Origin of the sequence: Rhabdaerophilum calidifontis (assembly GCF_008641065.1) — a bacterium.
Lineage (GTDB): Bacteria > Pseudomonadota > Alphaproteobacteria > Rhizobiales > Beijerinckiaceae > Rhabdaerophilum > Rhabdaerophilum calidifontis.
The window spans coordinates 80,064-104,379 of the sequence record NZ_VTRS01000006.1; the positions used below are offsets into that span (position 1 = coordinate 80,064).

Sequence of the window (24,316 nt, forward strand, 5' to 3'; positions counted from 1 at the left end):
AGGCAGAAGGCTTGGGTTTGGAGAGTGGAAATGGTCCAGAATGTATCCGCGGCCTCGGCCGCAAGCAGTGCTGCGCTCGCGAAACAGGCGCAGCAGCAGGCCAAGGCCGCAGAAAAGGCGGCGAAGGCCGCAGAGCGCGCCGAGCAGAAGGCGGCCCGCATCGCCGAACGCGAGGCCCGTGCTGCCGAGAAAGCCAAGGTTCCGACGATCGAGGAACTCAACCAGCGCGCGGCCACGCAGCGCCAGCAGATCGCCGCCGGACTCTATGACCGGTCGCTGACCCTCGCCGAGGGCACGCGGACGTTGCGGCGCCAGGACGCGATCCAGGCCTATGCCGCCCAGGCGGCGCAGCAGGCCGGCGGTCCGACCGACAAGGATCTGCGCAAGCTCGCGCGCAAGCTCGACAATGCCGACAAGCAGATCGCGAAGCTCCAGAACAATGATCGCGGCGCCAATCTTTCGAGCATCGAGGCGATCGACGGCAAGGATCTCGATACGGTCCAGGACAATCTCCTCGCCCGCATCCGGGCCGGCATCCATGACGGTTCGCTGACCAAGGATGAGGCCGAGACCCTTCTCGCCCGCCAGCGCGAGATTGCCGCGGTCGAGGAGAAGCTCCGCGCGAGCGACGGCAAGCTGACGGCGGGCGAACAGAAGGTTCTGCTCGACGATCTGCGCAAGACGGCGGACCAGATCAACGCCGCGCGCCGCAACGGCGAGGGTGTGAACGTCAACACGCTGAATTATGCCGAGCAGATCGACAAGCGCCAGGCGGCGCTTGAGAAGCAGCTCGACGAGGCGATCAAGCTCGGCTCGATCACCGCGGAAGAGGCCGATCAGGTTCGCAGCGCGTTCGAGAAGGCGGCCGAGGTCGAGATCAAGGCGCTCGCCAATGGCCGCGTCGATTGGCGCGAGCACACCCTGGTGTCGAACGCGCTGAACAGTGCCGAGATCGTGCTCTATGATCTCCAGCGCAACGATGCCGGCGTGAAGCTCGAAGACAGCTATGTCGATGTCAAATACATCGATCAGCGTCAGGCCCAGCAACTCGAGAGCATCACGCGCGGCATCGATAACGGCTGGCTGACGAATGACGAGGCCGAAACTTTGCTGCAATCGCAGCGTGCAATCCAGGCGCTCGAGAATAAGCTCGACAATGGTGGCCTGACCCGCGCGGAATATCTCCAGCTTCAGACCGAGCTCAACAACTTCGCGCTGCTCAATGCCAATCTTCAGGGCAACAAGGATCGCTGGACCGGCATCTTCACCAATCCCGGCGGCACGCCCGCGACGGGTGGCGGCTCGAGCAACGGCACGCCGGTTTCGGGCGGTAGCTCGGGCGGCGGGAACGGCAACGGCTCCGGTGGCGGCACACCGGTTACCGGCGGCGGAACGGGCAACGGCTCGGGCAACGGCTCCGGTGGCGGCACGCCGGTTGCCGGTGGCGGCGCGGGCAACGGCAGCAATGTGACTCCGCCATCCGTGGAGCCGCCGGTGGTGACGCCGCCTGCGGTCGAGCCTCCCAAGGCCGACACACCCGAAGTCGGAACGCCTGCCACGGCAAAGCCGGCTCCCGCCGAGGAGACGCGCGAGTCGGTGACGAAGCCGACGGAGGCCGTCGAGGAGAACGCGAATGCGGGCGCGACCGCGGAAGCTGCCCAGCCGGTTCTGAAGGCGCTCGAGGAGATCCGTGACCGCTTCGGCGAGTGGATGACCGGCATGATGCGCGAGCGGACCGGCACCACGCGCGCGCTGAACGATCGCTTCCGCGAGCGGGCCGATGCGCTGCGTGAGGAACTTGCGGAGCGCGACGGCAAGCGGCGCGAGGCAAAGCGGCTCGATGCCACGCGGGCGGATTCGGAGGCGACGGAGGCATTCCCGGTCCGCGATGCCGAGACCAGCCGCAAGATCGGCGCCTACCGCGCCGCGGCGCCGGTGGAGCCGGTCCTCTCCGGCCTGGTGAAGAAGATCGCCTGAGCGCGCATCTGCCGCGCCGGTTCCGAAACGCGATGGGAAGGCCGCCTCCGGGCGGCCTTTTCCATTCCAGCGGAGAGCTTCCGGCGACGTTTCGCCGGGGGCAGGCATGCTCTGGACCCCGAAAAAGATCGAGCACGCCCGGCGCCAGGAAATGCGCCGAGCGTGCTCGAGGCGATCGCCGGGAACCCCGGTCAGTTGCAGAGCGCGGGCGCGGCGGAGGGGAGAATGCCGGGCGCGTGCGCCGCGTTCGGGCGGGCGGGGAGAACCGCCCGTCCGGCCGGGCTCTCCCGCCGGTGGCGGGTTTCGCCGCCGGCTGCGATCAGGGAGAGAACCAGGGTGGGATCCTGGTTGAAGGGGAGCTGAAGCGCGCCTCGAACATCGCTCCGGGTGAGGCCGATATCCTTGAGTGCGCGGTTGTCCCAGGCCAGGAGCTCCTTCGCGGCGCGGCGGTTCTCCATGGCCGTCCGGACGCGGTTCGCCGTCTTGGCGAGCGCGATCATCAGGGCGGTCAGAGTGCCGGGAAGGATGGCCATGGGATATTCCTTTCAAGGTCGGCCGTCGGAGCAACATCGAATTGCGTCAGGTGCAGAGTTCTTGTAGCAATCCCCCGTTCATTTGAAAAACGAATGTTTATGATGTAATCATCACCAAATACGATATATGCGCCTGGAGGGCGCATCCTGGGAGATCCCATGCTGCCGCTGCTCGACAACGAACATCTGCGCGCGCTGATCGCGATCGCCGAGACCGGCTCCTTCACCAGGGCGGCGGATGCCATCCACAAGACGCAGAGCGCGATCTCGATGCAGATCCGCCGGCTGGAGGAGCGGCTCGGCGTCGAGATCTTCGTCAAGGAGGGGCGCTCGGCGCGGCTGACGCCGGAGGGCGAGCGCCTGCTCGATTACGCCTACCGCATCATCCGCCTTTCCGACGAGGCGGTCGCGAGCCTGCGCGGCGCGCGGCTCACCGGCAAGGTCAAGCTCGGCGTGCCGGATGATTATGCCGAACGCTATCTGCCGCAGATCCTCGCCCGCTTCACCGAGAGCAATCCGGGGATCGAGGTTGTCGTCGTCTGCGAGCCGACCCCCTGCCTCGTGGCCAATATCCAGGCCAACGAGATGGACATGGCGATCATCACCCATTCGCGCAAGCGCGATGTCGGCGAGATCATCCGCGAGGAGAAGCTGCTCTGGGTTTCCTCGCAGCGCCATTGCACGCATCAGAACCGGCCGGTGCCGCTGGCGATGGGGCGTGATACCTGCGATTGGCGCCGCGCCGCCACCGCGGCGCTGGATCAGGCCGGCACGGCGTTCAAGGTGCTCTATACGAGCTGGAATTCGGCTGCCGTCGGTGCGGTGGTCCTCGCCGGCATGGCGGTCAGCGTGCTTCCGGAGAGCGCGGTGCGTTCGGGCATGCGCATCCTCACGCCGGAAGCCGGCTTTCCCGATCTGCCGACGGTGAAGATCGCCCTGGTCCGCAATCCGCATGCGCGTGACACGGTGGCGAATGCGCTGGCAGCGCATATCGTCCAGAGTCTCGACAATCTCTCGCTTGAGCCACGCCCGAGCCTCATCGCTGCGGCGGAATAGCTCAATAGGCCGCTTCGTCGAAGACCGGCGCGATCCGTCCGCCCCAGGCGCCGCCATGGCGGGCTAGCAGCGCCTCGGCCCGCGTTTCGCCACGCGCGACGATGGCATCGAGCGGATCGAGGAAACGCGTCTCATCATGGCCCTGCGCGTCGCGCCGCGCGCGTGCGGCGAGGCCGGCGCGGGCGAGCGCCAGCAGGTCGCGGGCGAGATCGCGCACGGAGCGGCCGCGGATCTCGGCGCGGAGCGCCAGCCGCGGCACATCGTCGCGCAGGCGCTGCCGCTCCTCGGCGCTCCAGCCCTTCGCGAGATCCCAGGCAGCGTCGAGGCTCGGCCGGTGATAGAACAGCCCGACCCAGAACGCCGAGAGCGCCGCGATCATGTCGCGATCCCCCACATCGGCGCCGCGCATTTCGAGATAGCGCTTGAGCCGCACTTCGGGGAAGATGGTCGAGAGATGGTTCGCCCAATCGGAAATCACCGCCCGGGTGCCGGGCAGGCCGGGGAGGCGCCCTGCCAGCAGGTCGCGGAAGGACTGGCCGGTGACATCGTGATAGGTGTCGCCGCGCTTGACGAAATACATCGGCACGTCGAGCGCGTAATCGACGTAACGCTCGAAGCCGAACCCCTCCTCGAAGACGAAGGGCAGCATTCCGGCGCGGGCATTGTCGGTATCGCGCCAGATCTCGGAGCGCGCCGAGAGCAGGCCGTTCGGGCGGCCGTCGGTGAAGGGGGAATTCGCGAACAGCGCCGTCGCCACCGGCTGGAGCGCGATGCTCATCCGCAGCTTCTGGACCATGTCCGCCTCGGAGGAGAAATCGAGATTGGCCTGCACGGTCGCGGTGCGGAACATCATGTCGCGGCCGCGCGAGCCGACCTTCGGCATATAGGCGCGCATGATGCGGTAGCGCGCCTTCGGCATGACCGGCGTCTCGTCGAGCGTCCAGAGCGGCGACATGCCGAGGCCGAGGAAGCGGATGCCGAGCGGATCGGCGATTTCCTTGACCTGGGCGAGATGCGCGCCGGTTTCGAGGAAGGTCTGGTGCAGCGTCTCGAGCGGCGCGCCGGACAATTCGAACTGGCCGCCCGGCTCCAGGCTGATCGCGCCGCCGCCGGTGACATCGACGAGGCCGATCGGGTGGTCGCCCTCCATGATCGGCTCCCAGCCGAGCAGGCCCTGCATGCCTTCGAGCAATGCGCGGATGCCGCGCGGGCCGTCATAGGGCACGGGCGAATGGTCCGCCGCGTAGAACGGGATTTTCTCGTGCTCGGTGCCGACGCGGAATTCCGCTTCCGGCTTCACGCCCTTCTCGATCCAGGCGACAAGGGCATCGCGCCCCTCGATCGGGGTGAGGTCGACCGTGTCCCGCGCCATGAAGCCCCCGGTGATCGTCTGCGGCTCGTCCGGGGAAACCCGGCCGACCGGATGTATAGGTATGCGGCTCCCGATCGGCAATGGCCGCCGGCTTCGCGGCCGGGAGGTGTGGCCGTTCAGCCCGCCGACCGCCAATCGCCCCGCACCGCCTGCACCAGCGCCAGGGCGGCCACCGCGGCGGTGTCCGCCCGCAGGATGCGCGGGCCGAGCGAGAGCCGGCAGAGACGGGGATGCTTCAGGATCGCGGCGCGTTCCTCCGCCGTGAACCCGCCTTCCGGGCCGATCAGCAGCGTGATCCGCTCCGCCGCCGGCGCTGCCGTCAGCAGGGCGAGCGGGTCCGCCACCTCGGCATCCTCGTCGGCGAAGACGAGCAGTTCCTCCGCCGCGAGCCCGGCGAGGAAGGCGGGAAGCCTGGTTTCCGGTTCGATCTCCGGCAGCGCCAGGATGCCGCATTGCTCCGCGGCCTCGATGGCGTTCGCCGCGAGCCGTTCGGCCTTGAGCCGGCTGACCTGCGTGCGCTGGGTGATGACCGGCGCGAGCCGCCCCGCCCCCATCTCCACCGCCTTCTGGACGAGATAATCGAGCCGCGCGGCCTTGAGCGGCGCGAAGGCATGGCGCAGCCCTGCGGGCGGCGTCTGCGGTCGCGTCTGTTCGATGAGATGGAGCACGGCGGTTCGCCGGTTGGGCTGGCGCAGTTCGGCGCGCCATTCGCCGTCCCGGCCGTTGAAGACCAGGAGCTTCGCGCCCTCGGCCATGCGCAGCACGTTGAGCAGGTAATTGGCCTGTTCGCGGGTCACCGGCGCATCCGTGCCGGCGGCGAGTGGGTAATCGACGAACAGGCGGTGTGAAGCGAAATCGTAGCGGGCCATGGCGGAGCGATTCGGGAAAGACAGCCTCCAATATCGCAGGCGAGCCAAAAAATGCCTTGATTTTTCGGCCCTGATGGCAATCGTGCCGCGCCGAAAGAAAAGGGCCGCGTCCGGGGGCGGGCGGGGAGAACGAAACGCGCGAGAGGGGAGCCCATGATGAAGCGGTCTTTGCCCGGCCTTCTGCTCTTGTGCCTGTTCACCGCCACGCCGGCGGGCGCGCAGCAGATGCCGGCCAGTTGCCAGGCGGAGCTTGATTCGCTCGGAGAGGCGCGGCTGAAGGTCATCAACCGCATCAACGGCTTCTCCAAGAAGCGGCCGACGGCGCAGCAAGCCTGCGCGGCGTTCGGCGAGCTTGTGGCATCGGAAGCGAAGATGCTGAAATGGATGCAGGACAACCAGGATTGGTGCCGCCTGCCGGAAGCGCTGATCGCCAATTTCAAGGAAGGCTCGCAGCAAGCGGTCAAGGCTCGCGGCCAGGCCTGCACGGCCGCGAAGCGGCAGGCCGCCGGGGGCGGCGGCGCCGGCGGCCCGCGCGGCCCCGTTCCGGGCGGCGGCGTGCGTCTGCCGCAGGGGGCGCTCTGATGGCGGGGGACGGCCTTTCCGGGGCGATCCCGGATGCCGTCCGGCGCTCCTTTGTCGAGAAGCTGCCGCCTGCCTGGCGGCCCTATGCGCGTCTCGCCCGGCTTGACCGGCCGATCGGTTGGTGGCTGCTCCTCCTGCCCTGCTGGTGGAGCGCGGCGCTGGCCGCGCGCCTGGCCGGCGACCTGCCGAGCCTGCCGCTCTTCGCATTGTTCCTGATCGGTGCCGTTGCGATGCGCGGCGCCGGCTCGACCTGGAACGACATCACCGACCGCGATCTCGATGCCCGCGTCGCGCGCACCATGGGGCGGCCGCTGCCCTCGGGCGCCGTCAGCGTGGCCCGCGCGGCCCTGTTCCTTGCGGCGCAGCTCCTGGTCGGGCTGCTGGTGCTCCTGAGCCTCAACCGCTTCGCGATCCTGGCCGGGCTGTGCGCCATGGCGCCGGTGATCGTCTATCCCTTCATGAAGCGGGTGACCAACCATCCGCAGATCGTGCTCGGCCTCGCCTTCGCCTGGGGGGCGCTGATGGGGTTCGCCGCGCATCTCGGCGCGATTCCGCCGGCGGGTTTCGCGCTCTATGCCGGCGCGATCCTCTGGGTGATCGGCTACGACACGATCTACGCCTTGCAGGATATCGAGGACGACGCCATCGTCGGCATCGGCTCGACCGCACGGGCCTATGGCGACAGGGTGCGGCTTTTCATCGCGGCGATGTTCGCCGGCACGCTGGCGCTTGTCGGCCTCGCGCTCGTTTTGTCCGGGTCCGGTCCGGCGGCCTGGCTCGGGCTTGCCGCCTTCGCGGTGCATCTCGGCTGGCAGGTCGCGATCCTGCGCCGGGAGGATGCCGCCCAGGCGCTGCGGCTGTTCCGCGCGAACCGGGATGCGGGGCTGCTGCTCTTCGCCGGGCTGTTCCTCGACGCGATCGCGCAGCGGTTCTGAGGCGCGGCTCCGCCGCTTCAGCCTTCGCGGCGGCGCGGCGATGCGCCGGCGGGCGCCTCTGGACCCGGCACTTTCCGCCGTGTCAGGAAGCGCGGGCGACGGGCGGCGAGCGGCGACCCCCGGCGGCGGGGCGCGCCGCGCCCGGCCTGCGGCGCGACAGGGGTCGTCGCGCCGGTCTGGTCGCGCAGGTAGAGCGCCAGGTTGAGGTCGCGTCCGAGCCCGCGCCAGAGCGCGATGATGTCGGGATCGTCGCCGGCGACATGCACCGCGTCGCCGAGGCCGCCACCGGCCAGGACCGGGCGGATGGCGAGGACCGGGGTGCCGTCCCGTCGATGCTCGGCCGAAAGCGCGAGCCCGACCGCGCCGGCGACGGCCGGCGGATTGTCGTTGGCGAAGGGCGTGTCGCGACTGCCGGGACCGGACGGCGCGCGGCCGCCCGGTCCATCGGCGTGATGGCTCGCTGTCATGTCTGACGCCTGTTCCTGTCGGAAAATCTGACGTTCCCGATCTCGGCCCAATCTAGCGGCGCCAGCCGCGAATCCGCTTAAAAAACGCGGTTAAACCCCGATAACCATGGCTTTCCGCATGGTTTCGTCGGATCGTGCTTCACGAAACGTAACCCGCCCGACGCTTGACGGAAGCGCCCTGCCGCCCCAGAACCGGGCACGAGATGTCGATGTCCGTTTCCGCGAAACCGCCGCTCCGGATCCTGCTCTGCGCGCCGCGCGGCTTCTGCGCCGGCGTGGTGCGGGCGATCGACGCCGTGGAGGAGGCTTTGCGCAAGTTCGGCGCCCCGGTCTATGTCCGGCACGAGATCGTCCATAACCGCTATGTCGTCGAGGGGCTGAAGCGGAAGGGCGCGATCTTCGTCGACGAATTGTCGGAAATCCCGGATACCGACGCGCCGGTGATCTTTTCCGCCCATGGCGTGCCGAAATCCGTACCGGAGGAGGCCGAGGCGCGCCGCTTCCATGCCATCGACGCCACCTGCCCGCTGGTGACGAAGGTGCATCGCGAGGCCGAGATCCATCACCGGCGCGGCCGGCTCGTGATCCTGATCGGGCATCAGGGCCATCCCGAGGTCGTCGGCACGATGGGGCAATTGCCGCCGGGCGCGGTCGTGCTGATCGAGACGGCGGAGGAGGTCGCCCGGCTCGAAATCCCGCCGGGCACCCCGCTCGCCTTCGTCACGCAGACGACGCTTTCGGTGGACGATACCCGCCAGGTGGTCGAGGCGCTGAAGGCGCGCTTTCCCGAGATCGTCGCGCCGCACAAGGAGGATATCTGCTACGCGACCACCAACCGCCAGGAAGCGGTGAAGCGGGTCGCGCCGCAGGTCGATGCGATGATCGTCGTCGGCTCGCCGAATTCGTCGAATTCGCAGCGTCTGCGCGAGGTCGCGGAGCGCGCCGGCTGCCGACGCGCGGCGCTGGTGCTGCGTGCGGAGGAGATCGACTGGGCGCTGTTCGGCGCCATCGGCTCGCTCGGCATCACCGCCGGGGCCTCGGCGCCGGAAATCCTCGTCGAGGAGATCATCGACGCGTTCGCGGCGCGCTACACGGTCGCGGTCGAGACGGTCTCGACCGCCGACGAGAGCGTGTTCTTCCCCCTGCCGCGCGCGCTGCGGCCGGACGCGGCCTGAGGCCCGCCCGGTCTCGCCCCGAGGCAAGGCCGGTTCCCGTGGCAATTTCCGGCAGGGGCGGGCGGGACGCATCCGGAAAGCCGGCGCTTCGCCATGAAATGGCGCGTCACCCGCTGTTGAGCAGCAGGGCGACGCCGAGCACGATCAGCGCGAGCCCGAGGCCCTCGCGACGCGATGGGGCTTCGCGGAACATCTTGCCGGAGATGATCCTGGCGAAGAACACCTCGACGAGCGCCAGCGTCCGCACCTTCGCCGCCGAGGTCAGCGCGAAGCCGAGAAACCACAATTGCGAGGCTGCGGCCCCCATGAACCCGGCGAAGAGCGAGGGGCGCCACAGCGCGAGAATGGCACGCAGGGCGGGCCTGTCGGTCAGCCCGAGCCAGAGGGTGAGCCCCGCCGATTGCACGAAGAGCCCCAGTGCCAGGATCGTCGAGGCGCGGATGCCGAACCCGCCGGAGGGCAGGGCGCGGATGCCGGCGCGAAAACCGATCGCGGCGATCGCGAAGAGCGCTGCCGAGAGCAGGCCGAGCCCGAGCGCCGGCAGGGACCAGCCCTCGCCGCGCCGCTCCGGCCAGGCGGTCAGCATCACGCCGAAGGTCGCGATCGCGATGGCCGCCGCCATGGCCGGACTCAGCGCATCGCCGAGGACGATCAACCCGAACAGCGCGACCAGCACCGGCTCGGTCTTGGTATAGGCGGTGGCGACGACGAAGGATTTCGTCTTCATCGCCGCGAGCATCAGGGCGGTGGCGCCGATCTGCGCGAGCGCGGCGAGGATCACCGGCGGCAGCACCGCCGGCGTGACCGGCGGCACCGTCTCGCCCGTCAGGAGCACCATCCCTGCCAGGAACAGAAGCGCGAAGGGAAAGCCGAACAGGAAGCGCACATGCGTCGCCCCCGTCACGCCGAGCCGCGCCGTCAGGTCGCGCTGGAGCGCGTTGCGCAGGGTCTGCGCCGCGGCGGCGAGGATCGTGAAGACGGCCCAGAGCATCGGGAAAAGAACGGGATGGCGCGGCTTGATGTTTGACGGGAGGCGGAAACGCGGCGTATCACCGGCGTCATGGACCTGTCACGCGTCATCTCCGCGGGGAGGGGGCATCGCGCCCGATCATGGCCGTCTACACCGATATCAGCGCCGAGGAACTGGTCGAGTTCCTCAAGGCCTACGATCTCGGCCCCTTGCTCAGCTTCAAGGGGATCGCCGAGGGCGTCGAGAATTCAAATTATCTGATCGAGACCGGCGGCGGGCGCTACATCCTCACGCTCTACGAGAAGCGCGTGAAGCCGGAGGAGATCCCCTTCTTCCTCGGCCTGATGGGGCATCTCGCCGATCGCGGCATCAATTGTCCGCTGCCGGTCAAGGCGCATGACGGGCAGGCCCTGCGCGTGCTTGCCGGCCGGCCGGCGGCGATCGTCACCTTTCTGGAAGGCGTCTCCTATCGACGGCCCTCGGTTGCGCATTGCGGGGCGCTCGGCGGGGCGCTCGCGGGCCTGCACGAGGCGGCGCGGGGGTTCGGGATGAGCCGCGCCAATGCGCTGTCGGTCGCCGGCTGGCGGCCGCTGGCCGAGGCGGCGGGCGAGCGGGCCGAGAGCATCGCGCCGGGGCTGGCGATCGCGATCCGCACCGAGCTGGCCGATCTCGAGGTGCATTGGCCGCGCAATCTCGAAAAGGGCATCATCCATGCCGATCTCTTCCCCAACAACGTGCTCTTCGTCGGCGACCAGCTTTCGGGGCTGATCGATTTCTATTTCGCGGCCGAGGATGCCTTCGCCTATGATCTGGCGATCTGCCTCAATGCCTGGTGCTTCGAGCCGGATTTCTCGTTCAATCTCACCAAGGGCCGGGCGATGATCGCCGGTTATCGCGCGCGGCGCGCGCTCAACCGCGCCGAGATCGAGGCGCTGCCCATCCTGTGCCGCGGCGCGGCCATGCGCTTCCTGCTGACCCGGCTCGTCGATTGGCTCAACGTGCCGGTGGGGGCGCTCGTCCGCCCGCTCGATCCGATGGAATATTTCAAGAAGCTGCGCTTCCACCAGGGCGTGCAATCCGCCACCGCCTACGGCCTGATGGAATGAGCGATCCCGTCCTGATCTGGACCGACGGGGCCTGCTCCGGCAATCCCGGCCCGGGCGGCTGGGGCGCGCTGCTGCGCTATGGCGGAACCGAGCGCGAGCTTTCCGGCGGCGAGATGCTGACGACCAACAACCGCATGGAGCTCATGGCGGCGATCGAGGCGCTCAACGCGCTCAAGCGCCCCTGCACGGTGGTGCTGACCACCGACAGCCAATATGTCCGCAACGGCATCACCGCCTGGATCCATGGCTGGAAGCGCAATGGCTGGAAGACGGCGGACCGCAAGCCGGTGAAGAATGCCGAATTGTGGCAGGCGCTCGACGAGGCCGTGCGCCGCCACCAGGTCGAATGGCGCTGGATCAAGGGCCATGCCGGCCATGCCGAGAACGAGCGCGCGGATGCGCTCGCTCGCGCCGCGATCGCAGCGCTCGGCCCCGGGGCCTAGGCCCGCCTTGTCTAGAGCTGGCAGATCAGCGTCGAAGCCGAGGACAGTTCGGCCTTGCCCGGCGCCTCCTCGATATTGATCTTCCGCACCACCCCGTCCTCGACCAGCATCGAGAAGCGGCGGCAGCGAATGCCGAGCCCGGCCATGGACAGATCGACATCGAGCCCGGTCGCCTTCGCGAATTCGGCGTTGCCGTCCGAGAGGAAGGTGATCGCGCCGGCCCCGCCGGTCTCCTTCGCCCAGGCACCCATCACGAACGGGTCATTGACCGCGACTACCGCGATCCCGGCGACGCCCTTGGCCTTGAACGCCTCGGCTTCCTTGAGGAAACCCGGCAGATGCGTGTTGTGGCAGGTGGGGGTGAAGGCGCCTGGCACGCCGAAGAGCACCATCGTCTTGCCGGCGAAGAGATCGGCAGTCGAAACCGGTTTCGGGCCGCTCTCGGTCAGGGTTCGGAATGTGACATCCGGCAGACGATCTCCGACGGCAATAGGCATGGCGCTCCCCGCTGTTCCGGCGCCTGCAACGTCGCGGCGCCTTGCGGAGTGAGATTTAGGGCAAGGCCGCGAGCCCGTCGAGATCGATGACGCGCTCGAAGGCGCGGTGCCGGTCGCCATAGGTCAGCCGCACCGGGCCGAGGCGCCCCGTTCCCGGCATCGGCTCGCCCCTGAGCGTGATCTCGGCGAGACCGGTCCCTGCCGGTGCGATCGTCAGCGTTTCCAGGAAGCCGTTCGCCTCGGCGAAGACGGCGAGTTCGGCCGCATCGCCGGGGAAGGGCAGCAGGATCCGGTATCGCGGCGGATCGCCCGGAAGCCGTGTCGCCGCGAGGGGCGGGGAGAGGGCGGAAGCGGGTTCCGGCACGCGGCCGCGCCAGAAGGCGAGCGCGGCGGCGCTCGCGGCTTCGGCCGGGCCGGCCGTCGCGGCTTCGAGACGGAGTTCGCCGGAAAGCGGGATGCACATCGTGCCGCAGACCGCGAAATCGAGCTTGAGATCGAGCCGGGCCGGCAGCGCCGTCACCTGCGCCTCGATCGGCAGCACCACGCTGGATTTATAGCCCCAGGCTCGGCCGCCGGCGCCGTCATCGAAGGTCTCGGGCATCGGGAAGCGGACGGTGACGGCTTCGAGGCCGGATGAGCGCGAGAAATCGAAGACCGGCGGCACGCCGGAATCGCCGGGGCTGCGCCAATAGGTCTTGAATCCTTCGGCAAGGCGGATCTCGAGCCCGGCCGAGAGCGGCGCGCCGGGGCGGATGGGGGTTGCGGCAACGAGCCGCACCTTCGCCTCACGGAAATCCGTCCAGGGCGAAACGATGGCCTCGCCGGCCGCCGCGCATGGGGCGGCAAGGCTGGCTCCGGCGATCAGGAGGGCGAGAAGCGGAGCGTATCTCATGTCTCCTTATGCCGGAACGTGCCTTCAAGACCGATGAACAAACGCGTGATGCTTGGTTGCCAATCCTGGCGCGCGATTTCCCCTTGGCAACCCGGCGCGGGGCTGCGAAGCTTCAACCATGAACCTCGCCTCGCTCCGCCGCGCTGGCCCGCCGGGGTTCCTGGACGGGCAGATGCTGATCGCCATGCCGGGCATGCCCGATGAGCGTTTCAGCCGGACCGTGATCTATATGTGCGCGCATTCGAACGAGGGCGCGATGGGGATCGTCGTGAACCGGCGCGCCCGGCACATTGCCTTTCCCGAATTGCTTGTTCAGCTCGACATCATCGCCAAGGATCAGGCGATCCGGCTGCCGCGCCGCGCGGAACGCGTCGCGGTGCTCTCGGGCGGCCCCGTCGAGACGACGCGCGGCTTCGTGCTGCATTCGACGGATTTCATCATCGAGGATTCGACCCTGCCGATCGCCGAGAATATCGGGCTGACGATCACCGTCGATATCCTGCGCGCCATCGCGCGCGGCGAGGGGCCGGAAAGCGCGGTTCTCGCGCTTGGCTATGCGAGCTGGGGCGCCGGCCAGCTCGAGCACGAGATCCAGTCGAATGTCTGGCTGCATGGCCCGCCGGATACGGGCATCGTGTTCGGCGGCGACCATGAAGGGAAATACGACCGCGCCCTGCGCGCGCTCGGCATCGATCCGGCCTTCCTGTCGCAGGAGGCGGGGCGGGCCTGAGGAGGCGGGGCGGGCCTGAGCCTCAGCCGTTGATGCCGATCAGCTTGCGCGTCTGGTCGAGATTGATCGCCGGCCCGAACACGTAACCTTGCGCGAATTCGCAGCCGAGCTGGAACAGTTCGACCGTATCCGCCTCGGTTTCGGCGCCCTCGGCGACGATCGTCATGCCGAGATCATGCGCGAGCCCGACGATCGAGCGCAGGATGAGCGGGCGCTTGCCGCTGTCGTCGTGGCGGACGAAGCTCTGGTCGATCTTCAGCGTGTCGAAGGGGAAGCGCTGGAGATAGGCGAGCGAGGAGAATCCGGTGCCGAAATCGTCGAGCGCGAGGCCGGCGCCCAGTTCCCGGATCTTGTGCAGCATCTGCGCGGCGTATTCCGGGTTTTCCATCACCAGCGTTTCGGTGATCTCGAGCTTGAGCGAGCCCGGCTGGACAGGGTAGCGGATCAGGACGTTCTTCACATCCGCGAGCAGGTCGTTGCGGATGAGCTGGCGGCTCGAGACATTGACGGAGGCGAAGATCGGCGGATCGACGACAAGGTTCTGCTGCCAGAGCAGCAATTCCCGCGCCGTGGTCTCGAGCACGAACAGGCCGAGTTCGACGATCGTGCCGGTCTCCTCGGCGATCGAGATGAATTCCGAAGGCGGAAGCCGGCCGAGCCGGGGGTGGTTCCAGCGCACCAGCGCCTCGAACCCGGCGATCGAACGGTCCTCCAGCCGCACGATCGGCTGGAACTGCACCTCGAGTTCCTTGCGCTCGATCGCCTTGCGCAGATCGGCCGCGAGCGCAAGCTTGTCCTGCGGCACCGCGCGCATCGAGGCACGGTAGACCTCGATCCGGTCGCGGCCCGTGCGCTTGGCATGAATCGCCGCCAGTTCCGCGTTGCGCAGGAAAGCCTCGCGATCGGCGAGCCCGGCCTCGTCGAGAAAGGCGACGCCGACCGAGCCGGTCAGGTAGATCTGCCGTTCGCCATGGGTGATCGGTGTGGAGACCGCCCGGCGCACCAGGTCCGCCATCGCCATGATGCGCTGCGGCTCCTGCTCCGAGACGACGACCAGCACGAATGTGTCGCCCGAGAGCCGCGCCAGCGTGTCGCCCGGCCGGACGACGCGCGCGAGCCGCCGCGCGATCGTCAGCAGCACCATATCGCCGGCATTGACGCCGATCTGCTCGTTGACCTGCTTGAACCGGTCGACATCGACGAGAATCAGGCTCGGCTTCGGCGTGCTGCCGCCGGAAGCCGGCCGCGCGGCGCCGTTGAGGTGCCGCGCGGCGGCCAGAGCGGTTTCGAGCCGGTCGAGCAGCAGGCGGCGGTTCGGAAGCCCGGTCAGGTGGTCGTGGATGGCGTCGTGCAGCAGCCGCTCCTGCTGCATGTGCAGCGCGGTGACATCGGCCAGCGTCCCGACAACCCGGACCACCTCGCCCTCGCGGTTGACGACCGGGCGGGCCTTGAGGCGATACCAGAGGATCGAGCCGTCCCGCGCGACGAAGCGCAGATCCTGCGCCAGCCGGCCGCGCCGCTGTTCGATCAGCGCGTTGAGCAGGGTGCGGTAGCGGTCGCGGTCGACATGATGGATGACATCGATCAGCGCCGCCGCGCGCCCGTCGAGTTCACCGCGCTCCAGCCCGAGATGCATTTCGAGTTCGGGGCTGACATGGAGATGGTCGTCCCCGACATCCCAGTCGAAGACGAGGTCGCCGCCGCCGAGGAAGGCCAGTGCCTTGCGTTCGGAATCCGGCACCGCGCCGGTCGCGACCGCGCTCGAGGAGAATACGTTCTGCATCACCGTGAAGCCGATCAGCAGCACGATCAGCACCAGTCCGCCGAGCAGCGCCGGTGCCGCGATGTCGTTGACGATCTGCCCCGAGACGACGAGCCCTGCCGCCACTACCCAGACCAGCAGCATCAGCCAGGTGGGGACCAGCATCGTCGCGCGGTCATAGCCGTGCAGCGCCAGGAACACGATCAGCACGAAGCCGATCACGGCGATCGCTGCCATCGAGATCCGGGCGATGCCGGAGGCCACCGCCGGATCGATCGAGGAGAGGGCGATCAGCACCGCGAGCAGCCCGAGCCAGACCAGAGTGATATGCGCGTAGCGCGCGTGCCAGCGGTTGAGATTGAGATAGGCGAAGAGGAAGACCAGCAGCGTGCCGCCGAGCACCGCCTCGGCGCCGGCGCGGTAGATGTTCTCGATCTCCGGCCGCAGCCCGAAGAAGCGGCCGATGAAGCCGAAATCGATGCCGAGATAGACGAGCACCGCCCAGGCGAGCGCCGCCGCCGCCGGGAAGACCAGCGCCGCCCGCAGCGCGAGGACGATCGTCAGGAAGATCGCAAGCAGCGCCGCGATGCCGGTGACGATGCCGCGATAGAGCGTCAGCGAATTGAGCTTGTCCTTGTAGGCATCCGGATCCCAGAGCGTGAGTTCCGGCAGCCGGTTGCCGCGCAGCTCCGCGACGAAGGTGACGATCGCGCCGGGGTCGAGGGTGATCAGGAACAGGTCGGCATCCGAGGAATCCTCGCGCTCCGGCCGGAAACCGTGGCTCGCGGTGATTGCCTCGATCCGCGATGCGGCGAGATCGGGCCAGAGCACGCCCGAGCCGGCGAGCTTGAAGCGCGGCGCCACCAGAAGCCGCTCGACCTGTTCGTTCGATTCATTGGCGAGCGCGAAGGCGATCCAGCGCGGCCGCGAACCCGGCTCGCGCGCCTGGACCTCGATCCGCCGCACGATGCCGTTGGCGTCACGCGCGGTCTGGATCTCGATCCGGTCATCGCGCGATTGCTGCGCCTGCGTCAGCGGCAGGAGATCGATCGCCTCGACCTGCGGCACGACGCGCACCGCCTCGAGCGCCCGTGCCGCGCCGGGCGCGAGAAGAAGCGCGCAGAGCAGCATGAGCACCGGCCCCATGACGCGTGAAGACAGGCCCCGTTCCGCCCCGGAGAATCGGGCCGGTTGATTACCGGTCGGGACGCAAACCTGGAGCGCGCGCATGGCTGAGGAGTAACGACGGGGTTGATGGGGAGCAAGCGGAGAAGGCGGAGCGGAGCACCGATCCCCCGCTATTCCGGGCCGGGATCGGATCGCAGCAGCGCGAATGTCAGATGATCCCGCCGCGTGCCGGCGATCGCGAGATAGCCGCGGGCGAAGCCCTCGCGCCGGAATCCGGCTTTTTCAAGAACGCGAATCGAGGCGGCATTCTCCGGCAGGCAGGCGGCCTCGATCCGTTCGAGCGCCAGCATGGCGAAGGCGTGGCGGCACAAGGCCGGAACCGCGCGCGACATATGGCCCTGTCCGGCATGCATCGCGCCCATCCAATAGCCGAGCGAGGCGCTCATCGCCGCCCGGCGCCGCACATTGGAGAGCGTCAGCCCGCCGAGAAGCGCGCCGCTTGCGCGGTGGAAGAGAAAGAATGGATAGGCGCTGTCCGCCGCGATCTCCTCGCGATAGCGGGCGACGCGGCGGCGGAAGGCGCGCTCGGTGAGGTCATCCGCCGGCCAGAGCGGCTCCCAGGGTTCGAGAAAGGCGCGCGAGGCCGCGCGAACGGCCGACCAGGCGGGAAAATCCGCCGCTTCCGGCACGCGCAGCCGCAGGTCGCCGGCCTCGATCAGGAGCCCTTCCGGCCGCACCAGGCTCGGCGCGCCGAACAGGCGGATCAAGGCGCCGCCTCCTCCGCCGCGCGCGCGTTCCGGCGGATGAAATCCATCAGCGCCGCCGCGTCGTTCGCGACCCGCGCGATGCGTTCGGGGGCGGACATCAGATGCGCGAGCCGCGCCGGCAGCGGCGCCTCGGCGCCGGCCAGCGCGCGCATTTCCTCGGGAAACTTCGCCGGCGCCGCGGTCGCCAGCACGACGATCGGCACCGCGGGGTCGATCGCCGCCCGGTCCGCGGCGACGATGCCGGTCGCGGTATGCGGATCGGTGAGATAGGCGGCGCGGTCGCGGGTCTCGCGGATGGCGGCCGCCACCGCCTCCTCCCCGGCGCGGAACGCCTGGAACCCGGCGCGGATCGCCGCCAGGGCCGGCTCCGGCACGGTGAAGGCGCCCGATTGGCGCAGGCCGGCCATCATCCGCCGCACCGCCCCGGCATCGCGCTCCGTGGCCTCGAACAGCAGCCGCTCGAAATTCGACGAGATCTGGATATCCATCGAGGGCGAGGAGGTCGCCTCGACCGCCGCCATCTCGTAGCGCCCCGTCGCGAGCGTGCGCGCGAGGATGTCGTTGGAATTGGTGGCGATGACGAGCGTCTCGACCGGCAGCCCCATCCGCCTGGCGACATGGCCGGCGAAGATGTCGCCGAAATTGCCGGTCGGCACCGCGAAGGCCACCTTGCGGTGCGGTGCGCCGAGCGCCACGGCGGCGACGAAATAATACGACACCTGCGCGACGATCCGCGCCCAGTTGATCGAATTGACGCCCGAGAGGCGTATGGAATCGCGGAAATCATGCGCGTTGAACAGCGCCTTCACGAGGTTCTGGCAATCGTCGAAGGTGCCGGGGATCGCGAGCGCGTGGATATGTGCCTCTCCTGGGGTGGTCATCATCCGGCGCTGGACGTCCGAGACGCGGCCATCGGGGAAGAGGATGAACACATCCGTCCGGGTCGAGGCGCGGAACGCCTCGATCGCCGCGCCGCCGGTATCCCCCGAGGTCGCCCCGACGATCGTCGCGCGGCCACCGCGCACCCCGAGCGCGTGGTCCATCAGCCGCGCGAGAAGCTGCATCGCCACATCCTTGAAGGCGAGGGTCGGGCCATGGAACAGTTCGAGCACGAACCGGTTCGGGCCGATCTGCTGCAGCGGCGTCACCGCCTGATGCCCGAACCCGGCATAGGCGGCCTCGGTCGCCGCCGCGAGCACCGGGTCCGGAATGGTCCCGCCGGTGAAGCGGCGGATGATGTCGAAGGCCACGGCATGGAACGGCCGGCCGGCATAGGCGGCGATCTCGGCCGGGCTCACCCGCGGCCAGGTTTCCGGCAGGTAGAGCCCGCCATCGCGGGCGAGGCCCGCCAGCAGGGCTTCGGAGAAATCGAGGGAAGGGGCCTCGCCCCGGGTCGAGATGTAGCGCATGCCGCCCCTCTAGCGAAATCGCGGCGGCTTGTCAGCGCGCCTCTTCATCCTGCCGCCGCCGCTGTCGGAGAAACACGGCCAGCACGACGAGATTGGTGGCGGCGAGCCCCCACCAGGTGAGGGCGTAGGTCAGGTGGTTGTTGGGGATCGCGGCCAGAAAGGCGGCCGGCTCGATGCCGAAGGGGGGCGCCTGTTCCCCGGGCTCTGCTTCGCGATCGATGAATCGTTCATAGAGATAACTCGCGGCCTCGGCATGGATCGCGCCGGGCAATCCCGCTCTGAGCGCCATTTCCTCGGTCGAGCGATGGAACCAGACATCTCTTGCCGGGTCATTGCGGGGCTGGAACAGGCCCGGCTTCTCGCCGGGACGGAGAAACCCGGTCACCGTCACCGGATCCTCCGGCCGGTCATGGGACGGAATGCGCCCGTCTGGCGGCGTGGGAAGGAAACCGCGATTCACATAGACATTCGTGAGGCTGCACTTGCCGTCCGTGCCGCAGATCCGGGTGATGAACGGGGTCATCACGAAGACGCCGAAGCCGCCGCCACGCCCGTCCTTGCCGGCGGGGCGCGAGGTTCGCACATAGGCCGAGCGCTCATGTGCGTAGCGGCCCCGGAGCACGACGCGCGACCAGAGCGGCGCGCCGGAAAGGGCGCGTGGCGGAGAGCTCGCCGCCTGTTCGATGGCCGCCAGGAAGGCGGCCTTCTCCTTGCGCCGCTCCCATTGCCAGAAGCCGAGCCCGGCTTGCAGCGCGGTGACCGTCGCGATGAAGGCGAGGAAGAGGCGCAGCCGCCAACTCATGCGGCCCCCGCGGCGCGGCGCGCAGGGCCGGTGGCGCGGGGCGCGCGCGGCCTCACCGCGACAGCCGCCCTTCCTCGGCCTTGTTGCGGAACTGGAGGCCGATCATCAGCGCCTTGAGCGGCCGCAGCAGCGCGAGGCAGACGAGGATCGTCAGCGGCAGGAACAGCGCGAGATGCAGCCAGAACGGCGGCTCGTAGGCGATCTCGACATAGAGCGCGAGCCCGATGATCAGGAACCCGGCGATCAGGATCACGAACACCGCCGGCCCGTCTCCCGAATCGGCGAAGGCATAATCGAGCCCGCAGGCGCGGCAGCCCGGCGCGAGCTTGAGGAAGCCAGCGAAGAGTCGCCCCTCGCCGCAGCGCGGGCAGCGCCCGCCGAGCGCGGCCGAGACCGGATCATCGGCCATCGGGCCGGAATAGGGCGCGGGTGTCTCGGAGGGGCCGGCTGTCATCATCGTCTTTCCGGGTGGAACGAAAAGGGCGGCCGGTGCCGCCCTTGTCCTTCTTCGGGGTGCGTCAATGCGCTCCGGCAGCGCCGGCCGCCGCGCCGTAATTCGAGCCCCAGAAATAGATCGCCGCGAACAGGAACAGCCAGACCACGTCGACGAAATGCCAGTACCAGGCCGCGAATTCGAAGCCGAGATGCTGTTTCGGCGTGAAATCGCCGCGATAGGCGCGGATCAGGCAGATGGCGAGGAAGATCGTTCCCACCAGCACGTGGAAACCGTGGAACCCGGTCGCCATGAAGAAGGTGGCGCCGTAGATATGGCCCGAGAACTTGAAGCCGGCATGGCTGTATTCATAGGCCTGCACGAAGCTGAACAGCACGCCCAGCGCCACCGTGAGCCACAGGCCCTTCTTCAGCCCCTCGCGGTCGCCGTGCAGCAGCGCGTGATGCGCCCAGGTGACCGTAGTGCCCGAGGTGAGGAGGATCAGCGTGTTGAAGAGCGGCAGATCCCAGGGGCTGAACACGGCGATGCCCTTGGGCGGCCAATGCCCGCCGGTCAGCTCGGTGCGCTGGAACTGGATCGCCTCGCCCGGCCAGAGGGCGGCGTCGAAATAGGCCCAGAACCAGGCGACGAAGAACATCACCTCGGAGGCGATGAACAGGATCATTCCGTAGCGATGATGCATCTGGACGACGCGCGTATGATCGCCCGAATTCGCCTCGCGCACGACATCGGACCACCAGCCATACATGGTGTAGAGCACGCCGAGGAAGCCGGCGAAGAACAGAAAGGAGCCCATCGGCAGGCCGCCAAGGGTCATCTTCTTCATCCACATCACCGCGCCGACGGCCATGACGAAGGCCGAGACCGAGCCGACGAACGGCCACGGGCTCAAAGGCAGGATATGATAATCGTGGTTCTTCGCGTGCGCGTCGGCCATGAGCGAAAGGCCCCCCTTCCTAGTTCGAACCCGCGGCGGGCGCCCCGCCCGACGACGTGGTCAGTACCCCGGCATTCGCGAGCGGTCTCGCTGCGTTTCTGACCGGAAAAAACGTGTAAGACAAGGTGATTTGCTGGATCGATTCCAGCTCCCGCTCCCGGACGATCGCCGGATCGATGAAGAACACCACCTCCTCGACGCGCGTCTCGCCGGGCTGGAGGGTCTGCTCCGTGAAGCAGAAGCAGGTGATCTTGTTGAAAAAGGCCCCGGTCTGCTCCGGCGTCACATTGAAGCTGGCGATTCCCGTCGTCGCCACCTCGCGCATGTTGCGCAGGCGATAGCCGACCGTCCGCACCTCGCCGACCCGGATCGTCACCGTTTCCATCTCGGGCTCGAAGCGCCAGCCGAGCCCCGCTGCGACATTGGCATCGAAGCGGATGGTGAATTCGCGGGTTCCGGTCTCGGCCGGCGCGGCGCTCGCGATCATCGGCGTGCCGCCGAAGCCGGTCACGCGGCAGAAGAGATCGTAAAGCGGCACCGCGGCGAACGAGGCGCCGAGCATCACGCAGAAGCCGCCTGCGACCATCGCTGCGACGCGACGGTTCTTGGCCGGGTCGATGACGACCGGTTGTGGCGAGAGCGTGGGGTGAGGCGCTTCCATAGTTCCCCTCACATCGGCCGGCTGAGGATCGCCGGCCCCATCTTGAACACGGTGATCGCGTAGAAAAGCAGGCACAGGGCCGCCACCGCCAGACCGATCGCGCGGTTGCGCCGGCGCCGCGATGCCTCTTCCGCCGCGGTCAGACGCAGGCCCTCGGGCTCCTCGCCGGTCGTCATGCCCAGCCTCCCGGCAGCAGCGGCGCCAGCCGGCCCGCGCTCCATTCGAGGAGCAGCGCCGCGAACAGCGCGAAGAGATAGAGGATCGAGCCCCCGAACATGCGCCAGCAGGCGCGGGCGAGGCGGTCCGGCGTCGGCGCGCGCAGGATCGCGAACGCCCAGACGAGCATCAGCAAGCCGCCCCCGAACCCCGCCACGGCATAGACCGGGCCCGCAAAGCCGAGCGCCAGCGGCACGAGCGCGAAGGGCACGAGAACCAAGGTGTAGAGCAGGATCTGCATCCGCGTCGCGCGCTCGCCCGCGACATTCGGCAGCATCGGGATGCCGGCACGGCCATAATCGCCGGATTTGACGAGCGCCAGCGCCCAGAAATGCGGCGGCGTCCACAGGAAGATGATCGCGAACAGCACCAGCGGCTCCACCGCCAGCGAGCCCGTTACCGCCGCCCAGCCGATCACCGGCGGCAGCGCGCCCGCAGCGCCGCCGATCACGATGTTCTGCGCCGTGCGCCGCTTGAGGAGCATGGTGTAGACGACCGCGTAGAAGAAGATCGTGAAGGCGAGAAGCCCGGCGGCGACCCAGTTCGTCGCAAGGCCGAGCACCATCACCGAGAAGAAGGCCAGGCAGAGGCCGAAGGCGAGCGCCTCCTCCCGCGTCACGCGCCCGGCGGGAATCGGCCGGTTCGCGGTGCGGCGCATCAGCGCATCCGTCTCGGCCTCATACCACATGTTGAGCGCGCCGGAGGCGCCGCCGCCGACGGCGATGGCGAGGATGGCGGTCGCGCCGATCACCGGATGGATGGCGCCCGGCGCGAGCAGCAGCCCGACCAGGGCCGTGAAGACGACGAGCGACATCACCCGCGGCTTGAGCAGGGCGAGGAAATCCGCAGGGTCGGCGTTGGAGATCAGCGTCTCACGCCGCAGGTCGGCACCCAGATCGCTCACGTCGTTCGGTTCCGTTCGACAGGGCGGGAGGCCCGCGCGGGGCCTCCCGGGCTTTGGTCAATGCGAGCTGCCGGTGATGCGCGGCAGCGTCTCGAACTGGTGGAAGGGCGGCGGCGAGGACAGGGTCCATTCCAGCGTCGTGGCGCCCTCGCCCCAGGGATTGTTGCCCGCCGGAACCTTCTTCGCGAAGGCATGCCAGATGCCGTAGAAGAACACCAACATTCCGAAGGCGAAGATGTAGGAGCCCATGGAGGAGATGTAGTTCCAGCCGGCATAGGCATCCGGATAATCGACATAGCGGCGCGGCATGCCCGCGAGCCCGAGGAAATGCTGCGGGAAGAACAGCACGTTCGCGCCGATGAAGGCGATGGCGAAATGCAGGTTGCCGATCCAGTCCGGCACCACATAGCCCGTCATCTTCGGGAACCAGTAATACCAGCCCGCGAAAATTGCGAACACCGCGCCGAGCGAGAGCACGTAGTGGAAATGCGCGACGACGTAATAGGTGTCGTGCAGCACGCGGTCCGCGCCGGCATTGGCGAGCACGACGCCCGTCACGCCCCCGACCGTGAAGAGGAAGATGAAGCCGATCGCCCAGACCATCGGCGTCCGGAACTGGATGGAGCCGCCCCACATCGTCGCGATCCAGGAAAAGATCTTCACGCCGGTCGGCACCGCGATCACCATCGTCGCCGCGACGAAATATTGCTGCGCGGCGAGCGAGATGCCCGTGGTGTACATGTGGTGCGCCCACACGATGAAGCCGACGAAGCCGATCGCCACCATCGCATAGGCCATGCCGAGATAGCCGAAGACCGGCTTGCGCGAGAAGGTGGAGACGATGTGGCTGATAATGCCGAAGGCCGGTAGGATCAGGATATAGACCTCCGGATGCCCGAAGAACCAGAACAGGTGCTGGAAGAGGATCGGGTCACCGCCGCCCTCGGGGGCGAAGAAGGTCGTGCCGAAATTTCGGTCGGTCAGCAGCATCGTGATGCCGCCCGCCAGGACCGGCAGCGAGAGCACCAGCAGGAAGGCCGTGACGAGGATCGCCCAGGCGAAAAGCGGCATCTTGTGCAGCGTCATGCCCGGCGCGCGCATGTTGAAGATCGTGGTGATGAAGTTGATTGCGCCGAGGATCGAGGAGGCGCCGGCGATATGCAGCGACAGGATCGCGAAATCCATCGCCGGGCCGGGCTGGCCCGAGGTCGAGAGCGGCGGGTAGATCGTCCAGCCGCCGCCGACGCCGTTGCCGCCCGGCGGCCCCTCGACGAACATCGAGATCAGCAGCAACCCGAAGGCCGCGGGCAGCAGCCAGAACGAGATGTTGTTCATGCGCGGGAACGCCATGTCCGGCGCGCCGATCATGATTGGGATGAACCAGTTGGCGAAGCCGCCGATCAGCGCCGGCATGACCATGAAGAAGATCATGATCAGCCCGTGCCCGGTGACGAACACGTTGAAGGTGTGCGGGTTCGAGAAGATCTGAAGGCCCGGCTCCTGCAATTCCATGCGCATCGCGATGGAGAGCGCCCCGCCGATGATGCCCGCGCAGAGCGCGAAGATCAGGTAGAGCGTGCCGATATCCTTGTGGTTGGTCGAATAGACATAGCGCCGCCAGCCGGTCGGAACGCCATGATCATGGTCAGCTGCGTGGGCGTGAGCCATTGCC

At 68.3% G+C, this 24,316-nt stretch carries 25 protein-coding genes; 8 read left to right on the plus strand and 17 right to left on the minus strand.

The annotated features are described in order from the left end of the window. Nucleotides 1-30 precede the first annotated feature (30 nt). The gene (locus FWJ24_RS10860; RefSeq protein WP_150287855.1) at nt 31-1,977 is read left to right on the plus strand and encodes a hypothetical protein; all 1,947 of its coding nucleotides are present in this window, start codon (nt 31-33) and stop codon (nt 1,975-1,977) included. Between the two features lie 191 nt (nt 1,978-2,168). Here the strand turns inward: FWJ24_RS10860 and FWJ24_RS10865 are convergent, their stop codons facing one another. Further along, nucleotides 2,169-2,510, minus strand: a complete 342-nt coding sequence (locus FWJ24_RS10865) for a DUF1127 domain-containing protein (RefSeq protein ID WP_150287856.1) — start codon at nt 2,508-2,510, stop codon at nt 2,169-2,171. A gap of 159 nt (nt 2,511-2,669) precedes the next feature. Here FWJ24_RS10865 and FWJ24_RS10870 point away from each other — a divergent pair, with 159 nt between their 5' ends. Continuing rightward, complete coding sequence (locus FWJ24_RS10870) at nt 2,670-3,566, plus strand: LysR substrate-binding domain-containing protein (RefSeq protein ID WP_150287857.1); 897 nt, start codon at nt 2,670-2,672, stop codon at nt 3,564-3,566. A gap of 1 nt (nt 3,567) precedes the next feature. Here FWJ24_RS10870 and FWJ24_RS10875 read toward each other — a convergent pair whose 3' ends face one another. Together FWJ24_RS10875 and FWJ24_RS10880 are read right to left on the minus strand one after the other, a co-directional pair. Next, entirely contained in the window at nt 3,568-4,938 is a 1,371-nt protein-coding gene (locus FWJ24_RS10875) for a glutamate--cysteine ligase (RefSeq protein ID WP_150287976.1), read from the minus strand. 116 nt (nt 4,939-5,054) lie between these two features. After that, the gene (locus FWJ24_RS10880; RefSeq protein WP_150287858.1) at nt 5,055-5,807 is read right to left on the minus strand and encodes a 16S rRNA (uracil(1498)-N(3))-methyltransferase; all 753 of its coding nucleotides are present in this window, start codon (nt 5,805-5,807) and stop codon (nt 5,055-5,057) included. A 153-nt stretch (nt 5,808-5,960) separates the two neighbouring features. Between FWJ24_RS10880 and FWJ24_RS10885 the strand changes: the two genes are divergently transcribed. Then, nucleotides 5,961-6,389 carry a hypothetical protein gene (locus FWJ24_RS10885; RefSeq protein ID WP_166443664.1) on the plus strand — a complete coding sequence of 143 codons (429 nt, stop codon included), beginning with the start codon at nt 5,961-5,963 and terminating at the stop codon, nt 6,387-6,389. Continuing rightward, the gene (ubiA, locus tag FWJ24_RS10890) at nt 6,389-7,324 is read left to right on the plus strand and encodes a 4-hydroxybenzoate octaprenyltransferase (RefSeq protein WP_150287860.1); all 936 of its coding nucleotides are present in this window, start codon (nt 6,389-6,391) and stop codon (nt 7,322-7,324) included. The genes FWJ24_RS10885 and ubiA overlap by 1 nt, the downstream gene beginning before the upstream one ends. 17 nt (nt 7,325-7,341) lie before the next feature. Here the strand turns inward: ubiA and FWJ24_RS10895 are convergent, their stop codons facing one another. Beyond that, entirely contained in the window at nt 7,342-7,791 is a 450-nt protein-coding gene (locus tag FWJ24_RS10895) for a hypothetical protein (RefSeq protein ID WP_150287861.1), read from the minus strand. A 209-nt stretch (nt 7,792-8,000) separates the two neighbouring features. On the opposite strand from FWJ24_RS10895, the gene ispH reads away from it, so the two are divergent. Further along, nucleotides 8,001-8,966 (plus strand): 4-hydroxy-3-methylbut-2-enyl diphosphate reductase, encoded by a 966-nt coding sequence (ispH, locus tag FWJ24_RS10900; RefSeq protein WP_206110827.1) that lies wholly within the window; start codon nt 8,001-8,003, stop codon nt 8,964-8,966. A 106-nt stretch (nt 8,967-9,072) separates the two neighbouring features. Here ispH and FWJ24_RS10905 read toward each other — a convergent pair whose 3' ends face one another. Continuing rightward, nucleotides 9,073-9,957 (minus strand): DMT family transporter, encoded by an 885-nt coding sequence (locus tag FWJ24_RS10905; protein ID WP_150287863.1) that lies wholly within the window; start codon nt 9,955-9,957, stop codon nt 9,073-9,075. Between the two features lie 119 nt (nt 9,958-10,076). Between FWJ24_RS10905 and thrB the strand changes: the two genes are divergently transcribed. Continuing rightward, complete coding sequence (thrB, locus tag FWJ24_RS10910; protein WP_150287864.1) at nt 10,077-11,042, plus strand: homoserine kinase; 966 nt, start codon at nt 10,077-10,079, stop codon at nt 11,040-11,042. Next, nucleotides 11,039-11,485, plus strand: coding sequence for a ribonuclease HI (gene rnhA / locus FWJ24_RS10915; RefSeq protein WP_150287865.1), 447 nt, complete (start codon nt 11,039-11,041; stop codon nt 11,483-11,485). The genes thrB and rnhA overlap by 4 nt, the downstream gene beginning before the upstream one ends. A gap of 11 nt (nt 11,486-11,496) precedes the next feature. On the opposite strand, the gene FWJ24_RS10920 is transcribed toward rnhA, so the two are convergent. Both FWJ24_RS10920 and FWJ24_RS10925 read right to left on the minus strand, forming a co-directional pair. Continuing rightward, a complete protein-coding gene (locus FWJ24_RS10920; RefSeq protein ID WP_150287866.1) occupies nt 11,497-11,982 on the minus strand; it encodes a peroxiredoxin in 486 nt (161 codons plus the stop codon). 55 nt (nt 11,983-12,037) lie between these two features. Continuing rightward, on the minus strand, nt 12,038-12,874 hold the full coding sequence (locus tag FWJ24_RS10925; RefSeq protein ID WP_150287867.1) for a protein-disulfide reductase DsbD domain-containing protein: 837 nt from the start codon (nt 12,872-12,874) through the stop codon (nt 12,038-12,040). Between the two features lie 118 nt (nt 12,875-12,992). Between FWJ24_RS10925 and FWJ24_RS10930 the strand changes: the two genes are divergently transcribed. Continuing rightward, the gene (locus FWJ24_RS10930) at nt 12,993-13,604 is read left to right on the plus strand and encodes a YqgE/AlgH family protein (RefSeq protein WP_150287868.1); all 612 of its coding nucleotides are present in this window, start codon (nt 12,993-12,995) and stop codon (nt 13,602-13,604) included. Between the two features lie 22 nt (nt 13,605-13,626). Here FWJ24_RS10930 and FWJ24_RS10935 read toward each other — a convergent pair whose 3' ends face one another. The 10 genes from FWJ24_RS10935 to ctaD all read right to left on the minus strand — a co-directional run bounded on the left by FWJ24_RS10935 (nt 13,627) and on the right by ctaD (nt 24,312). Next, complete coding sequence (locus FWJ24_RS10935) at nt 13,627-16,497, minus strand: EAL domain-containing protein (protein WP_150287869.1); 2,871 nt, start codon at nt 16,495-16,497, stop codon at nt 13,627-13,629. A gap of 167 nt (nt 16,498-16,664) precedes the next feature. Further along, the gene (locus FWJ24_RS10940; RefSeq protein ID WP_425468930.1) at nt 16,665-17,261 is read right to left on the minus strand and encodes a GNAT family N-acetyltransferase; all 597 of its coding nucleotides are present in this window, start codon (nt 17,259-17,261) and stop codon (nt 16,665-16,667) included. Next, entirely contained in the window at nt 17,258-18,670 is a 1,413-nt protein-coding gene (gene thrC / locus FWJ24_RS10945) for a threonine synthase (protein WP_150287870.1), read from the minus strand. The genes FWJ24_RS10940 and thrC overlap by 4 nt, the downstream gene beginning before the upstream one ends. Before the next feature lie 31 nt (nt 18,671-18,701). Beyond that, nucleotides 18,702-19,472: an SURF1 family protein gene (locus tag FWJ24_RS10950; RefSeq protein WP_150287871.1), complete on the minus strand. Its 771-nt coding sequence runs from the start codon at nt 19,470-19,472 to the stop codon at nt 18,702-18,704. Nucleotides 19,473-19,524: 52 nt separating this feature from the next. After that, nucleotides 19,525-19,926 (minus strand): DUF983 domain-containing protein, encoded by a 402-nt coding sequence (locus FWJ24_RS10955; protein WP_150287872.1) that lies wholly within the window; start codon nt 19,924-19,926, stop codon nt 19,525-19,527. A 64-nt stretch (nt 19,927-19,990) separates the two neighbouring features. Then, nucleotides 19,991-20,863 carry a cytochrome c oxidase subunit 3 gene (locus tag FWJ24_RS10960; protein ID WP_150287873.1) on the minus strand — a complete coding sequence of 291 codons (873 nt, stop codon included), beginning with the start codon at nt 20,861-20,863 and terminating at the stop codon, nt 19,991-19,993. Nucleotides 20,864-20,882: 19 nt separating this feature from the next. Beyond that, on the minus strand, nt 20,883-21,524 hold the full coding sequence (locus FWJ24_RS10965; protein ID WP_150287874.1) for a cytochrome c oxidase assembly protein: 642 nt from the start codon (nt 21,522-21,524) through the stop codon (nt 20,883-20,885). 8 nt (nt 21,525-21,532) lie between these two features. Beyond that, on the minus strand, nt 21,533-21,700 hold the full coding sequence (locus FWJ24_RS14635; protein ID WP_166443665.1) for a hypothetical protein: 168 nt from the start codon (nt 21,698-21,700) through the stop codon (nt 21,533-21,535). Beyond that, complete coding sequence (gene cyoE / locus FWJ24_RS10970) at nt 21,697-22,644, minus strand: heme o synthase (protein ID WP_150287875.1); 948 nt, start codon at nt 22,642-22,644, stop codon at nt 21,697-21,699. The genes FWJ24_RS14635 and cyoE overlap by 4 nt, the downstream gene beginning before the upstream one ends. Nucleotides 22,645-22,701: 57 nt before the next feature. After that, the gene (gene ctaD / locus FWJ24_RS10975; RefSeq protein ID WP_150287876.1) at nt 22,702-24,312 is read right to left on the minus strand and encodes a cytochrome c oxidase subunit I; all 1,611 of its coding nucleotides are present in this window, start codon (nt 24,310-24,312) and stop codon (nt 22,702-22,704) included. Nucleotides 24,313-24,316: the final 4 nt, after the last annotated feature.

Bases quoted from the DNA above. Each gene is read 5' to 3' on its own strand.
- FWJ24_RS10860 (WP_150287855.1), top strand. From the start codon at position 31: ATGGTCCAGAATGTATCCGCGGCCTCGGCCGCAAGCAGTGCTGCGCTC.
- FWJ24_RS10865 (WP_150287856.1), bottom strand. From the start codon at position 2,510: ATGGCCATCCTTCCCGGCACTCTGACCGCCCTGATGATCGCGCTCGCC.
- FWJ24_RS10870 (WP_150287857.1), top strand. From the start codon at position 2,670: ATGCTGCCGCTGCTCGACAACGAACATCTGCGCGCGCTGATCGCGATC.
- FWJ24_RS10875 (WP_150287976.1), bottom strand. From the start codon at position 4,938: ATGGCGCGGGACACGGTCGACCTCACCCCGATCGAGGGGCGCGATGCC.
- FWJ24_RS10880 (WP_150287858.1), bottom strand. From the start codon at position 5,807: ATGGCCCGCTACGATTTCGCTTCACACCGCCTGTTCGTCGATTACCCA.
- FWJ24_RS10885 (WP_166443664.1), top strand. From the start codon at position 5,961: ATGATGAAGCGGTCTTTGCCCGGCCTTCTGCTCTTGTGCCTGTTCACC.
- ubiA (WP_150287860.1), top strand. From the start codon at position 6,389: ATGGCGGGGGACGGCCTTTCCGGGGCGATCCCGGATGCCGTCCGGCGC.
- FWJ24_RS10895 (WP_150287861.1), bottom strand. From the start codon at position 7,791: ATGACAGCGAGCCATCACGCCGATGGACCGGGCGGCCGCGCGCCGTCC.
- ispH (WP_206110827.1), top strand. From the start codon at position 8,001: ATGTCCGTTTCCGCGAAACCGCCGCTCCGGATCCTGCTCTGCGCGCCG.
- FWJ24_RS10905 (WP_150287863.1), bottom strand. From the start codon at position 9,957: ATGCTCTGGGCCGTCTTCACGATCCTCGCCGCCGCGGCGCAGACCCTG.
- thrB (WP_150287864.1), top strand. From the start codon at position 10,077: ATGGCCGTCTACACCGATATCAGCGCCGAGGAACTGGTCGAGTTCCTC.
- rnhA (WP_150287865.1), top strand. From the start codon at position 11,039: ATGAGCGATCCCGTCCTGATCTGGACCGACGGGGCCTGCTCCGGCAAT.
- FWJ24_RS10920 (WP_150287866.1), bottom strand. From the start codon at position 11,982: ATGCCTATTGCCGTCGGAGATCGTCTGCCGGATGTCACATTCCGAACC.
- FWJ24_RS10925 (WP_150287867.1), bottom strand. From the start codon at position 12,874: ATGAGATACGCTCCGCTTCTCGCCCTCCTGATCGCCGGAGCCAGCCTT.
- FWJ24_RS10930 (WP_150287868.1), top strand. From the start codon at position 12,993: ATGAACCTCGCCTCGCTCCGCCGCGCTGGCCCGCCGGGGTTCCTGGAC.
- FWJ24_RS10935 (WP_150287869.1), bottom strand. From the start codon at position 16,497: ATGCTGCTCTGCGCGCTTCTTCTCGCGCCCGGCGCGGCACGGGCGCTC.
- thrC (WP_150287870.1), bottom strand. From the start codon at position 18,670: ATGCGCTACATCTCGACCCGGGGCGAGGCCCCTTCCCTCGATTTCTCC.
- FWJ24_RS10950 (WP_150287871.1), bottom strand. From the start codon at position 19,472: ATGAGTTGGCGGCTGCGCCTCTTCCTCGCCTTCATCGCGACGGTCACC.
- FWJ24_RS10955 (WP_150287872.1), bottom strand. From the start codon at position 19,926: ATGACAGCCGGCCCCTCCGAGACACCCGCGCCCTATTCCGGCCCGATG.
- FWJ24_RS10960 (WP_150287873.1), bottom strand. From the start codon at position 20,863: ATGGCCGACGCGCACGCGAAGAACCACGATTATCATATCCTGCCTTTG.
- FWJ24_RS10965 (WP_150287874.1), bottom strand. From the start codon at position 21,524: ATGGAAGCGCCTCACCCCACGCTCTCGCCACAACCGGTCGTCATCGAC.
- FWJ24_RS14635 (WP_166443665.1), bottom strand. From the start codon at position 21,700: ATGACGACCGGCGAGGAGCCCGAGGGCCTGCGTCTGACCGCGGCGGAA.
- ctaD (WP_150287876.1), bottom strand. From the start codon at position 24,312: ATGGCTCACGCCCACGCAGCTGACCATGATCATGGCGTTCCGACCGGC.